At 54.9% G+C, this 13870-nt stretch carries 10 protein-coding genes and 1 pseudogene; 2 read left to right on the forward strand and 9 right to left on the reverse strand.

Annotated features, from left to right (window positions below; genetic code table 11):
• Window positions 1-2 precede the first annotated feature (2 nt).
• The 7 genes from W02_RS05870 to W02_RS05900 all read right to left on the reverse strand — a co-directional run bounded on the left by W02_RS05870 (window position 3) and on the right by W02_RS05900 (window position 8644).
• The gene (locus W02_RS05870) at window positions 3-1751 is read right to left on the reverse strand and encodes a GspE/PulE family protein (protein WP_173045687.1); all 1749 of its coding nucleotides are present in this window, start codon (window positions 1749-1751) and stop codon (window positions 3-5) included.
• A gap of 36 nt (window positions 1752-1787) precedes the next feature.
• A complete protein-coding gene (locus tag W02_RS05875; protein ID WP_173045689.1) occupies window positions 1788-2999 on the reverse strand; it encodes a type II secretion system F family protein in 1212 nt (403 codons plus the stop codon).
• Window positions 3000-3031: 32 nt separating this feature from the next.
• On the reverse strand, window positions 3032-3892 hold the full coding sequence (locus W02_RS05880) for a LysM peptidoglycan-binding domain-containing protein (protein ID WP_173045691.1): 861 nt from the start codon (window positions 3890-3892) through the stop codon (window positions 3032-3034).
• An 8-nt stretch (window positions 3893-3900) separates the two neighbouring features.
• A complete protein-coding gene (locus W02_RS21870) occupies window positions 3901-4302 on the reverse strand; it encodes a prepilin-type N-terminal cleavage/methylation domain-containing protein (RefSeq protein ID WP_173045694.1) in 402 nt (133 codons plus the stop codon).
• The gene (locus tag W02_RS05890) at window positions 4277-4783 is read right to left on the reverse strand and encodes a type II secretion system protein (RefSeq protein ID WP_173045696.1); all 507 of its coding nucleotides are present in this window, start codon (window positions 4781-4783) and stop codon (window positions 4277-4279) included. Before W02_RS05890 ends, W02_RS21870 begins: the two co-directional genes overlap by 26 nt.
• Window positions 4780-7011, reverse strand: coding sequence for a secretin N-terminal domain-containing protein (locus W02_RS05895; protein WP_173045698.1), 2232 nt, complete (start codon window positions 7009-7011; stop codon window positions 4780-4782). The genes W02_RS05890 and W02_RS05895 overlap by 4 nt, the downstream gene beginning before the upstream one ends.
• Before the next feature lie 319 nt (window positions 7012-7330).
• A complete protein-coding gene (locus W02_RS05900) occupies window positions 7331-8644 on the reverse strand; it encodes a nucleotide sugar dehydrogenase (protein ID WP_173045700.1) in 1314 nt (437 codons plus the stop codon).
• A 675-nt stretch (window positions 8645-9319) separates the two neighbouring features.
• Here W02_RS05900 and W02_RS05905 point away from each other — a divergent pair.
• Complete coding sequence (locus tag W02_RS05905; RefSeq protein WP_173045702.1) at window positions 9320-10678, forward strand: fibronectin type III domain-containing protein; 1359 nt, start codon at window positions 9320-9322, stop codon at window positions 10676-10678.
• Window positions 10679-10714: 36 nt separating this feature from the next.
• Window positions 10715-11581 (forward strand): hypothetical protein, encoded by an 867-nt coding sequence (locus tag W02_RS05910; protein ID WP_173045704.1) that lies wholly within the window; start codon window positions 10715-10717, stop codon window positions 11579-11581.
• A gap of 52 nt (window positions 11582-11633) precedes the next feature.
• Here W02_RS05910 and W02_RS05915 read toward each other — a convergent pair.
• Both W02_RS05915 and W02_RS05920 read right to left on the reverse strand, forming a co-directional pair.
• A pseudogene (locus W02_RS05915) lies at window positions 11634-12737 on the reverse strand (IS3 family transposase).
• Window positions 12738-12945: 208 nt separating this feature from the next.
• Entirely contained in the window at window positions 12946-13833 is an 888-nt protein-coding gene (locus tag W02_RS05920) for a decaprenyl-phosphate phosphoribosyltransferase (RefSeq protein ID WP_173045706.1), read from the reverse strand.
• Between the last annotated feature and the right edge of the window lie 37 nt (window positions 13834-13870).

The following is a 13870-nucleotide window of genomic DNA, read 5'->3' on the forward strand; positions in this document are numbered from 1 at the left end:
GGCTAGCCTTCCTCGTTGAACGTAACCCGATTGATCTCCCGCAGTGTGGTCGATCCTTCGAGAACCTTGCGGACTGCAGACTGCCTCAAGGTGATCATGCCGGAGGTGACGGCCCGATAGCGGATTTCAGAAAGCGGACGCTCGGCCAGGATCATCTCTTTGATCTCGTCGGTGAGATCCAGAAATTCCGTGATGCACTTCCGCCCGCGGTAGCCGGTGCCGTGGCACTCGTGGCATCCCTTACCCTGATAAAAGGGCAGGTCTTTATACTCTTCGTAGTCGAGACCTGATTCCGCCGCGAGTGCCTCGTCGAGGATGACGACGGTCCGGCACGCCGGACAGACCATCCGGATGAGCCGCTGAGCCAACACACAGTTCAACGCTGCAAGAAAATTATAGGCGTCGATTCCCATCGATGCGAAACGGCCGATGACGTCGAACACATTGTTCGCATGCACGGTCGTTAACACGAGATGCCCGGTCAGGGCGGATTGAATCGCAATCTGCGCAGTTTCCGAATCGCGGATTTCTCCCACCATGATTTTGTCGGGGTCGTGTCTCAAGATCGATCTCAACCCCCGTGCGAAGGTCAGCCCTTTTTTCTCATTGACGGGAATCTGCACTACGCCGGCCAGTTGATATTCCACCGGATCTTCAATGGTGATCAGCTTGTCCTCTTTCACGTTCATCTCGGTAATTGCCGCATAGAGGGTCGTCGTCTTTCCGCTGCCGGTCGGACCCGTGACGAGTACCATTCCGTACGGCCTCGTAATGGCACGCCTGAATCGTTTGAGATCTTCTTCGTTGAAACCCAGGCGATCCAGTCGCAATGACGACACGCCCGTCGTGATGGCCTCGCGGTCCAGTATTCGAATCACGACGGATTCTCCAAATACGCTCGGAAGGATCGAGACGCGGAAATCGACCGTCTTTCGCTCGAGTCGCATCCGGAAACTTCCATCCTGGGGAACCCGGCGCTCGGCAATGTCCAGATCCGACATGACTTTGAGACGGGACACGAGCGGCGCATGCAATCTGATATCAAGCGGTTCCATCGCGGGCACGAGAATACCGTCCACACGAAACTTGACCTTTGTCGCCCGGTCGGCCGCTTCAATGTGGATATCGCTGGCCCGCCGCTGCATGGCACTGAGGAGAATGGAATCGAGCAGCTTGACGGCGGGGCTTTGATCTTCTCCGCCCGAATCGATGGTCAGAACTTCATCGCCGCGCTCATCTTCTTTGACCAGCACCGAACGATATTCGGCCTCCAGCTCGCGCAAGGCCTGGCTGGACCCTTCGCTTCGCTCCAGCGCCACGAGAATGGCACTCCGAGGGCTGACGACCAAGCCGAGAGGCCGATCCAGAAGCAGTTCCAGTTCGTCGAGTCCAAGAAGATTCTGCGGATCAGGAACGGCAATCACGAGAAGGCCGCCCTCCTCCGCAATCGGCACGAAGGGGTGCCGCTGCATCAATTTGATGGAGACGGAATCATAAAACGTCTGGTTGATTCGGAAATCCGTGAGAGGCTCAAATGGAAGTCCGTGCTGAACGGCCAATGCCTTTGCCAGTTGTTCTTCCGAGATGGAACCCTCACTGACCAGCGTCGATCCGAGCGCGGCGGATACTCCCTTCAACCGGTCCAGTGTCTGGCTGACTGTTTGCGCAGATACCATGGCCTGGTCAACCAGGACATCGGCCAAGGTTGACCTGACGGGTGTCCTCACTATGGAAGGCTGCTTGATTCCCATCTCGTCCTGCAAATGAGGTCTGCTCGATGCCGACCGCTATACGGTTCCAGCCAATTGGAAGACCGGGAGATACATGGCGATCACGATTGCACCCACCATGATCCCCATGATCAGCAACAAGACCGGCTCAATCCAAGTGGTCAATTGGACCAGGCGAAGGTCGAGGTCTCCTTCGTAAAACTCAGCCACCTCCTGCAACATCGCTTCGAGCGATCCGGTTTCTTCACCCACCGACAGCATTTCCATCGCCAATTTGGGGAACACATCGGGACGACTCAATGCCGCAGCCAATGTGGCGCCTTCCCGAATCTCTTCCACAGCGTCGGTCATGGTGGTGGCAATATATCGATTTGAAATGGCGCTCCTTGTAATGTGTAGCGCCTCGACCAGGGGAGTGCCTCCAGCGAGGACGGTTCCCAACGTCCTGGCCATCTGAATAGTGTGCTGCTTGATCGACAGCGTTCCGATCACCGGGGTGCGGAGGAGCAATCGGTCTATGGCCAAACGCCCGACCGCCGTGCCGTAGTAACCGCGACACAGCAATAGCAGGCCGCCGGCGCCGACCGACACCGGGATGACGTACGTTTTTGCGGTCACGATCATATCGATGAGAATCTGCGTGGCCAGCGGCAGACTCTTTGCCGACTCCCCATACACGGACACGAATGTCGGCATGACAAAGCTCAGCAGAAATCCCATCACCCCGACGCCGACAAGAACGAGAAATGCCGGATACGCCATGGCTTTTCCCAACTTCTGGCGCAGCGCGATGACCAGTTTCAAATAGATGACAAAGCGGTTCAGCACCTCCGCGAGGTTTCCCGACTGCTCGCCGGCTTTGATCGTGGCAATATAGAGTTCTGAAAAGTACATGGGGTGTTTGGCCAGCGCTTCCGAAGCGGAGGCGCCGCCACGGATATCCTGCCGGACGAGTCGAATCACATTCTGAAATCCCGCGTGTTGGGCGCGCTCAATGAGTAAATCCCACACTCGCAGCACGGGAAGCCCGGCTTTGATCAGCGCGAGCAGTTCCTGATTGAATACGAGAAAATGTGTCAGCGAAAACCCTCGCAGTGATGGGATACGAAACAACGGACGACTCGCAGTTTGTCCGCGGCGCTGCAGCTGGAAGATCAGAAATCCCTGTCCCTCCAGCTTCGAGCGAACGAGCTGTTCATCGTCAGCTTCGAGCTGGCCGTTGACGGTGGATCCGTCCGGTCGGGCGACTCTGTAGGCGAATACAGCCATGGTTGAGATGGCAGCAGGGGGAACGTTGCTGTTTACCGACTGCTGCCGGAACTCTGCACGACGGTTTCGTTCGATGGGAATTTGCTTGGAAGCCAGATAGCCTGCCCGACGACAATGAGATCATCATTGAGACCGTTCAATGACTTCAGTTGCTCCAGATCCACATGATGCCGGTGGGCGATGTTCCACAGGGTGTCCCCCGACTTCACCGAAACGCTGCGCATCGCGGGGAATTCAGAGCGGTCATCGGATATCGCCATGGAGTCGGTTGAGACTCCCACGTGGGCTGCGGGAGTGACGAGCATACGGACCGGAATCTCCGAACCGTACGGCCAATCGGCCGGAAGTGCACTCATCGCCGACGCCTTGGGGGCCTTCTTCGCCGCCGAATCCGCCGCAGCCGGCGAGGTCTCTTGCTCACCGTCCTGACTGCCGCCTGTTCTTGCCGGACGCCTCTGCATTTTCCTCATCTGACTCTGCAACAAGGCGCTGTTTCTGGAAACCCGTTCCCGCTCGGTTCTGGCCGCCGCGAGTTCCTCACGCTGAAGATTGATCACCTGTCTGGCTTCAGCCACACGGCGTTCGGCCTCCCGAACACGCCCTTCCAATTGAGCCCTTGCCACCTGCGCGTCGGCCAATTCCTGCCGCCGCGCCTCCAGCTCGGTGCGTAATTCGTTCAAATTCCTTTGCGTGTCACGAACCTGTGTTTTCAACGTATCGATGGTCAACTGAAGGTCCATGATCTCCGGTTCCGCCAACGGTTCCAATTCGCCGCATCCGACCGAGAACAACAGGGCCGCATACAACGAAGCGATCAGCACGGCACGAAAGGCCACCTGGGCAAGACGACCGCCTTGACCAGCCGGTTGAACATACATGAGATGAGTATTCATGTGACGACTTACCAACGGTTGTATGGAGTGCCGTTCGTGCCGATGTAGTCGGCGCCTGAAAACACGTCGATAATTCCTTCTTCCGACGCGCTGGTCATTTCCTGCCATGTCCCTTCAGAATTCGTAAACGGATCCTTGGGAACCGCCCGGAGGTATCCCGCCGAGACCAGCATCTGCAAGGTCAAAGGGTACTTTCCTTGGTCCGCTCGATGTTGATCGAGGACATCGCGCAGCGTGAACAAATCCTGGCGCAGAGCCGCCTCCTTGGCCTTGATGACAGACGCCTGATAGGTCGGCACCGCCATTGTGGCAAGAATGCCCACGATGGAAATGACGATCATGAGCTCGAGTAACGTAAATCCGTTGGGTCGCGTCTTGTTCGAACTACCAATCCCGATATTTCGTGCCATCGAGCGCCACGTCCTCACTTTTGGTCATCAAATCGTAGACATCATCTCCACACCAGCTTGTTGCAGTGGGGCTGTCCCGGTAACAACGGAATTGCCAATCCGCCTTCTTGGTAATTGGATCGATCGGCAGCGCTCTCAGATAACGGCGCGTGGTCGTCCCGCGAATCGTCGCTTCCTCGCTGGTCAGTTTCACTCCCATGAGCATGTCCAAAGACTTCGGATACCCGTAGATGCTTGTCGCGTCCTTGCATGCCAATCTGTTCTTGATGCAGAGGGGACCGATCAGTTGATCGCCATCCCGATTCCACTCCACTTTGAACGTGTCGATGGCCGCCCGGATGTTTCGCAAGTGCTGTCGCAGCTCTACTTCCTGCGCGCGTTTGGCCGACACTCGCCCTAAAGGAAGCGCCACAGACGCGAGGACCATGACGATCGTGAGCGTGACCATCAATTCAAGAAACGTCACGCCCGACTGTCTCACCGCACCCTCACGATGCCTTTTCCCTCCATGTCCGGATCGGCGGAGTTCCCGTCATTCGTGTCCTGAAGTCCCACACTGACCGGTGATACACCCGGGGACCGGGCGATGAACGTGGCAGTCACGATTCGCCCTCCCCCGGTTGCCCTCGGAGCAGACGATTCCACCTTGAAGCTGATGCGACCGCTTTCGTCATCTTGTTGCCGTGCTTCGTCGCTCGGAACAATCTCACCATGGACCAAAGACTTCAGCGCCATGACCTTCGGATCGTACTGAAGGCGGAACAGACCTTCCGGCGACGAGCGCAGCCGTTCATCGTGAAGGGCAAGTTTAAACTCACGCCCGACGGCTACAACGGTTTGATCCGGCTTGATTGACACATAGGGGCCTGCCGAGGTCATCCGTGTGAGAGACGCCAGAGGAGGTTTTGCCGCGCGGCTGGCTTTCGATATCTTGCCGGCCTGGGATATGTCGCTGAGCGCCTTTACTCCGCTTCCGCTTTTTCCCTGAGGGGTAAACAACGGCCCGGTGGCATAGGTCGATTCCGTTCCCGACCAGAACGCCTGCTTGCTCATCCCCGGCGGCGTCATGGTTTGGACGATATGGGGAGTCAAGGTGAGAATGACTTCCGTAGTGACCCGCTGCGTCTTGAATGAGCTCAAGAGATTGCCAATCACCGGCAAACTGCCGATCCAAGGGATCGTCACCTTGGTACGGCGATCTTCTTCCTGGAGGAGGCCTCCCAGCACGATGGTTTCTCCGTCCTTCACGTTCAGCATGGTTTCGGCGGATCGATTGCCGAACTTGAACTGCGTGATAGGAGGATTGGCCTGCAGCAATACTTGCTCGCCGAGACGCACGACCTCGATCTTCATCTTGAGTGACATTTCATTGTTGAGATGAATCAGCGGTTCGACGGTCAGCTTGACTCCTGTGTCCCGGAATTCGATCGAAGTGACCGTGGAGGTCGTTGGAACCGCACCGGTGGCCGCCTGCCCGGGAAGTACATTGGTCGTCGATAAGAGAATCGGCTGTTTGTCACCGATATTGATCTCGGCCTTCTTATTGTTCACGACGCGAACTTTTGGCGCTGCCAGCGTCTTGGCATCGGTCACCTGCTTGAAGAAATCGAGCTGCACATTCGTGGGCAGCTTAAGCAAGTAGTTGCCCTTGCCAAGACTCGTCAACTGTTGCAGTGTGAACTGCTGCGCCAGATCTCCCGCGATCGCTCCGGTAAAGCCTGGAGGGACGATGGCTCCGGCGACCTGCTTGGGATAGGTCAGGCCATAGGTTTGATCCACCGTTCGATCGACTTCGAGAACCTCGACGTCGAACAGCACTTCCGAGTCCAGCCGATCGTTGGCCAGGATGATCTTCTCGGCCATCTCGACCTTTTCAGGCTGGTCCCGTATGACGATCGTATTCAACTGCTCATTGGCATGTACGCGCTTGGAGTCCAGCATGCCCTTGAGAAGAACCGCCATGTCTTTTGCTTTCGCGTTGGACAGATAGAACGTTCGAACCATCAAATCCTGATACTGCTCCTGCTTCTGCTTCGTGTTCGGGCTGATGATCAGCAACCCGGGGGCAACGGTTCGCGCGAACAGACTGTTGCTGTTCAGGATCAGATTCAGCGCATCCTCAAACGGTGTGTCCTCTATGGTGATCGTGACGGGATCGTTACGAACATCCTTGTCGAAGATGAGATTCGTCCCGCCGGCTTTACCTATCCCCTCCAACACATCCTTGAGCCCGGCATTTCTGAAACGTAGTGTGACGGGCTGCTTCCGTCTGTCTTCGCGATCCGATGCCTGTTGCTCGGCCGTCAGCTGCGAAATGCCTTCCAGCGCCTCGGAATAGGATGGATCGAGTTCGGCAGCTTTGGAGAACGCTTCCATCGCTTCGTCCGTTCTCCCCAACTGAACAAGCCGTTCGGCTTCGCGGTACTGCAGACGCGATTCCTTGAGTCGCATGGCCTCTGCAAATCCGGACTGATGTTCAGGATTCGTCGGCTCCATCGACAGGGCTTTCTTGAACTGCTCCGCGGCAGGCTCGATCTGACGTTCCTTCAACAAGGCACGGCCACGATCCTCGTACTGGGCAGCCGCCCGCTCCCGTGCCATGGCATATTTGTCCTGAAGCGAAGGATTGAAGGGGTCATCCTTGAGCGCCTGGCGATAGGCCAATACGGCTTCTTCCCATTTACCGGCGGCCAGATGCTGATCGCCCATTTTGATGTCGTTGGAGGTGAAGTACGCGCATCCGCCTGATAGCGCCACAAATAAAACGATCAAAGGTCGAATGTGTGCGCGTGACCGCCGGTGCAGTTGGCAAGAATGATTACTCATAGCGTGTAACGGGAAGGCAAATATTCATATCGGCCCCAAACGGCGAATAACATTATGATGCAGGCGTATTGTCCTGCATCTCTTATGATTCGAGAAAGAAATTCGGATTTTTTACATGAGAGGGACGTTCAGAATGAACGGCGCTGAACGTCGACGGGGAATCGAGCGGACCAAAGAGAACGACATCGTTCGCGCGAGAGGATCAGAGTCTCCAATATTTCAATGTTGAGGGGAGCGTAGATCGATCAAGCATGCATTTCACATCAATCACAACTCCGTCTTTGCAGCTCCGCAGAGATTCGAGCAACATCTCCGGCTTCATGTCGGAAAACACACGGTGTGCAACGGCGATCACGATGCCGTCCACGCCCCTTAAGTCTTCCCACTTGCTGAGATGCACTCCATACTCCTCGACGGCTTCTTCCGGTTCGGCTATCGGATCATGGACGAGAACCTGCACTCCATATTCTTTCAATTCGTGGATAATGTCTGGAACCTTGCTGTTCCGCAGGTCAGGAACATTTTCTTTGAATGTGAGCCCGAGGACCGCCACCTTGAGGTCATTGACTGGACGATCGAGCTCACTCAAGCGTTTCATCGTTTGCTCGGCCACGAATTTCCCCATCCCATTGTTGATCCGCCGCCCAGCCAGAATAACCTGGGGGTGATACCCGACGGACTCGGCCTTACTGGTCAGATAATAGGGATCGACGCCGATGCAGTGTCCTCCGACCAGCCCGGGAGAAAACTTGAGGAAATTCCATTTAGTCCCGGCCGCATCGAGAACAGATTTCGTGTCGATGCCGAGGCGGTGAAAGATCAACGCCAATTCATTCATTAACGCGATGTTCAAGTCCCTCTGAGTGTTCTCAATCACCTTTGCCGCTTCCGCCACCCTGATGCTGGATGCGCGGTGAATACCCGCCTTCACCACCAACGCATAGGTGTCGGCGACTATTCCCAGGGATTCTTCATCCTGCGCGGATACGACCTTGATGATCTTTTCAAGAGTATGTTCTTTATCGCCCGGATTGATGCGCTCCGGGGAGTACCCGAGTTTAAAGTCAACGCCGCACTTGAGGCCTGATGCCTGCTCCAATATCGGCTGGCACACCTCCTCCGTCGCCCCCGGATATACGGTGGATTCGTAAACCACAATGGATCCGGGCGACAGATTGGCACCGATCAATTCGGAAGATTTTCGCAGGGCGGTCAAATCCGGTTGGAGCGCCTCATTAATAGGAGTCGGAACTGCCACAATGATGAAGTCGGCTGCCTTTAGGTCCGAGGCCTGGTGTGTGTATTGAACTTTCGAGCTCTTAAGATCGTCGGACGAGACCTCGCCGGTCCGGTCCACTCCCCGTTGAAGTTCTTCGATCTTTATTTTATTGATGTCGAATCCAATCACTGCCTGACGTTTACCGAATGCAACTGCGATTGGAAGACCGACATAACCGAGACCAACCACGGCGATCTTTCGCTCCGCACTTTTTTGACGAGTTCTCTGGACTGACATATTCCCCCCTGGAGGATTTTTCACAGAATGGCAGAATGGATAATTTCAGTCAACGAAGTCACGGGAAACCGACGATCACTTGCTTGTGATGCTGTGCGATCATGTTTTCAAAACTCTGGACCTGATAAGTGGGAGATCCAATTTCTCTCCGGACACGAAAGTCAGTGGCAGAATCCGCTCTGATTGTAAGACTGTGATCTCATCTTGTGCGAATATCCAAAACCACCAGCTGCACACTCACGATTTAGAGGCTGAGCCGAGTCCCGCCCACTCATTATTGGCAGACCCTAGCGCCCATTGCCAAATGTACTCACCTGATAACGATGGCTGTCAAACCGCATCACGTCCATAATCTTCAACGGTGTCTGCAGGAGCGTGCACTCTTGTCGAAAATGTCAATTTGAAGGGAAATTGTCTGCATCCTTCAAAGCACAGTGGTCTGTCAGTATTAGTGATAACAATCAACTGGTTGGCTGGAACTTCATATGCCTATTGAATTTTGCATTCACCATAACTTTAAGGGCACCGCTCTTGCTAGTGCACCCCCTGGTCGCCAATGAAATTTGACCCTATCCGTAGCCTCAGCGCCACGGAAGGGAGCGTTACCATCGGCAGGCCTGTTCTCAATAGACTTCGCGCGGTAGCGGGTTTTTTGTAATTTGGAGGACCTAGACCATGCGTAAGGAAGGCGGGGCTGCGGGGGTAAGAGTGTGGTCGCACGTCAGATTCGATTTTAAGCAGTTGTTATGCATACTGTATGTGACAGCTCTAGTGACGACTCAATCAGCACCAGAGATTGCATTCGGGCAAATCTCTTCGATGAAAACAAACAAACCGACCTCCACCACGATGACGGCTTCGCCCACGAGTTTCAACTTTACGGCGCCGGCCGGCAGTACGGCCTCCATGACGCAGACCCTGGCGATCAGCAGTCCGGCCGGCGGCGCGTTGAACTGGACCGTCTACGACGATTCCAACTGGGTCATCAAAAACGTGGGCGAGGGCACAGGTAATGGCACGGTCGCGGTGACCGTCCTCCCCGCCGGTATGAAACCGGGCACGCATACCTCCATGATCACCCTCACCGCTTCCGGAGCGAGTAACTCGCCCCTGCGAATCCCGGTGACCTTGACCCTCACCGCTGCCGCCGCCCCGCAAGCCGCCTCCGCTCTGACGGTGTCGCCGACGAGCTTCAGCTTTACGGCCCCGGCCGGCAGTACGGCCTCCATGACGCAGACCCTGGCGATCAGCAGTCCGGCCGGTGGGGCGCTGAACTGGACCGTCGTGGACGATTCCAACTGGGTCATCAAAAACGTGGGCGGCGGGACAGGCAATGGCACGGTTGCCGTGACCGTTCAGCCAGCCGGTATGAAAGCGGGCACGCATACCTCCATGATCACCCTCACCGCGGCCGGAGCGAGTAACTCGCCCCTGCAGGTCCCGGTGACCTTGACCCTCACCGCCGCCGCGCAAAATAACACGGCCAGTCAGCCTACCATCAGCCTGACTCCGGCCAGCCTGGCCTTCAGCACCACGACCTCGGGAAGCAATCCCTCGGCCCAAAACATTGCGATCCACAACAGCGGCACGGGCACACTCACGTGGAGCGTCGCCGATAATGCCAATTGGCTCACGGCCACGCAGGCCGGCACTACCGTCACCGCGAGCGTGAACAAGAGCGGGCTGGCCGCCGGCACCTACAACGCGGCGATCACCATCACCGCCTCCGGCGCCACCAACACCCCGCAGACCATCCCCGTCAGCCTGGTCGTGACTTCCAACCAGACAGTAAATCAGACAGCGATCTTGCAGTGGAATGCGAATAAGGAACAGAATCTTTCCGGCTATCGCGTCTATCGCGCGACATCATCCGGAGGCTATGGCGCGCCTGTCGCCACGCTGCAAGGTAATGTCACGAGCTTTACATCCTCGGGGCTACAGCTCGGCACCACCTATTTCTTTGTCATCACGGCTTATGATAGTCAGGGGAACGAAAGCGGTTGGTCGAATGAAGTAAGTAAGAGTATTTTTTAGCTGCACTAAACACACAGATTAGGGAGTTTGTAGGTTATGAAGCATGTGAATTTCGTATTGGGATATGGCTTAGGATTCTTTTTACTGGCAGGCGGCCTGGTTTGGAATACGGACGCCTCAGGTCAGGCGTGGCCGAATGAGCCACCAGGTTCACAATTGATCACAGACTTCTCATTCAGCACAACAGGTGGTCAAGGCTGGAGCTACAACTGGTGGGGCCAGATTGTTGATGATGCAACTGCTCCAGGAAGTCCATCCAAGGTTATGCAATATAGACGTCCTTTAGGCAGCGCTGGTGCTGGTGGCGATGCGTGGTACGACTTCCCTGACTCAAACGAAATCTATGTCGGATTTTGGTGGAAACCAAGTAATCCGTTTCAAGGATGGCCTCACCTTCAAAATAAGGTGGCCTTTCTCTGGGGCCCTCCAGGCCAGGGGCAACTTGTATGGTATATGTTCGGAAACGAAAGAGGAGGTCCCTACTCATTTGGAGTACAACTCGAAACTCCTTGGAGCAATTGTCATCTAGGAAGTGGTTTCGGAGATTGCCCTGGCAGTTATAACCTTTTCCCTAACCGAGGAGGTGGAACAATTGCTCTTGGCCAATGGCATAGGATTGAAATTTACGCAAAAGCAAGCAGTTCAACTTCCTCTCGTAATGGAATTTTAAGATGGTGGATGGATGGCGTATTACTAGGAGACTACTCTACAGTCAATTTGGCTTCACCTTGGACATGGTTCCAATTCACCCCCGCGTGGGATTCCTTTGATTCTACTCAAACTGAAGAATTTTCACATCGATTCGATCATGCGAGGATCAGCAAACCGAACGGTAGCGGAAGTCCAGCTCCTGCGTCCGATGCACAACCGCCAGCTTCTCCAACGGGACTTAGGGTCCAATAGATGCGTAGATATTTAGCAATTAAATCACTCATGACTACTGTAAACTCCCCCGTCAAGGCGACACTGCCAAGGGAGAACTTCGGGCTTCAAGATTGGCCCGATACGTGGCCGGCGGCAGGCCGGCCAATGCATCATGGGGCCGCTCTTCGTTGTAACTCTGCAACCATGCCGCAGTGATCTCCTGGATCTGGTCGAGTGACTCGAACACATAGGCATTGAGGACTTCGGTGCGATAGGTGCGGTTGAATCGCTCGATGAACGCATTCTGATCCGGCTTGCCCGGCTGGATGTACCGCAGTTCGATCCCGCGTTCGGCACACCAGGTCATGAAGCGCTCCGCAATGAGTTCAGGGCCGTTGTCGAGCCGAATCGCCTGCGGCCGTCCCCGCCCGGGTGTTGGAGCAAGTGGTGGCCGGATCACGCGCTCGGCTGGCAGCGACGTATCGATTTCAATGGCCAGCGCTGCCCGCACACCTTCATCGAGGATGTTGAGCGTCCGAAACCGGCGGCCGCCATCGAGCGTGTCGCATGAAGTCCACGGCCCACGTGGTATTCGGCTATGGCACCACGACCAACGAGTGGCGCAGCCGAAGCGGCAGCCGCTTCTTGGTCCGCCGTGGTAAATTCAGCCGCAACTGACAGTACACCCGCCACAGCCGCTTATGGTTCCAGGGATGGCCGAGGTTCCGGAGCCGATCGCAACACTTCCCACCGACTCTTGGCCGCCACCAGCGTGGTCAAGGCCACGATCACTGGCGCATCCCGCCGGGCTCAATCCACGAGCGGCCGATAGTACGCGGCCCGATTCAATCCCACGGCGCGACAGGCCTGCTGAACCGGGAGACCGTTCACCGTCACCAGATGCGTGACGACCTCCCGCCGTTCGGTAGGCCCTAGAGCTTTTTTGCGATGACATCCTTCAGCGCCAGATTCTCTAACGACAGGTCGGCATACATCCGTTTGAGCCGGCTGTTCTCGTGCTCAAGATCTTTCAGCCGCTTCACGCCGGAAGCCTCAAGGCCACCATACTTCGCTGTCCACTTGTAGTAGCTGAGCTGATGCCGTAGTGCCGCCAGATCTCGTTGACGGGGCGGCAGGCATCGGCCTCTTTCAGAATAAACACAATCTGCATTTCAGTGAACTTCGACTGGCGCATGGGAACCTCCTGGCTAGGGTGGTGTATTGTGCCAGAAAGTTCTCCCTACTGAGTGTCGTGATTTCTGGGGAGCTTACGAGACGATCTGCTCTTCGGAGAATTTCGACCGCTTCATCGATCCGCTCCTTTCGTCGAGGACCGTTGAAGCCAGTAGTCTACTCCAGTTTTACGTTGCCGTCGTTTTCGGGGGAGACGTCACTGGTGAATTTCACGCGAGGTAGACAATGAGGACAAATGTTACAATCCATCCAAGGATTGAAAACAGTACGGGGATGTCCTGCACGACAAGGTCGGTTGGGGATCCTCCAAGATCTTTTTGATGCACTAAATAGAGGTAACGGAATATCCCAAAGATGACAAAAAGACTTGTAAGATATAAGTGCTCGGAATGAAACCTGCTCACTGTGACAGTGTCCAATGTGTAAAGAATATAGGTCAATAAAGTCACAGGAGTAACAACAGAAATCAACTCGTCGACAAGCTTAATAGAGTATTCCTCTAAGACGGGTCGATGAGCGTTGGCCTCCGATCTCATCAAGAATAATTCGTGACGCCGTTTTGCCAGAGCCAGAAAAAGCGAAAGCAAAAACGTTGCGAGAATGAGCCAGGAGGACGGAATTACATTAATAGCAAAACCCCCAGCAAATACTCGAAGAACAAATCCTAGGCTAATACTAAATACATCGACGATAACTATATGCTTAAGCCATAAGCTATAGGCGACATTCATAACCCCATAAAGTGCTAGCGTACCTACAACTTCCAGAGAAAAATACGCAAGCGCAATAGCCAGTAACGAAAGTAAAATTGCCACAACACTAGCAAAACCTATACTTAGATCGCCTGATGCAATAGGCCTCAACCGTTTCTTCGGATGCATTCGATCATGTTCACGATCGTTAATATCATTCACTAAATACATGGAACTGGACATCAAACTGAAGGCAATCGCAACGTATAGCGATGGCAATAATTTGCTTGGCTGATTTGCCCCTCCTGAAAAAAACAATGGGGCCAATACAAAAGCGTTCTTAATCCAGTCGGCGGGACGCAGTGCCCTCCCAAGCTTGCTTGCCAACTTTCTATAATCCTTCACAAAAACCTGCTTACATTATTAATTCTGGATTTGTTCG

It is taken from the genome of Nitrospira sp. KM1 (assembly GCF_011405515.1).
Classification (GTDB): Bacteria; Nitrospirota; Nitrospiria; order Nitrospirales; family Nitrospiraceae; genus Nitrospira_C.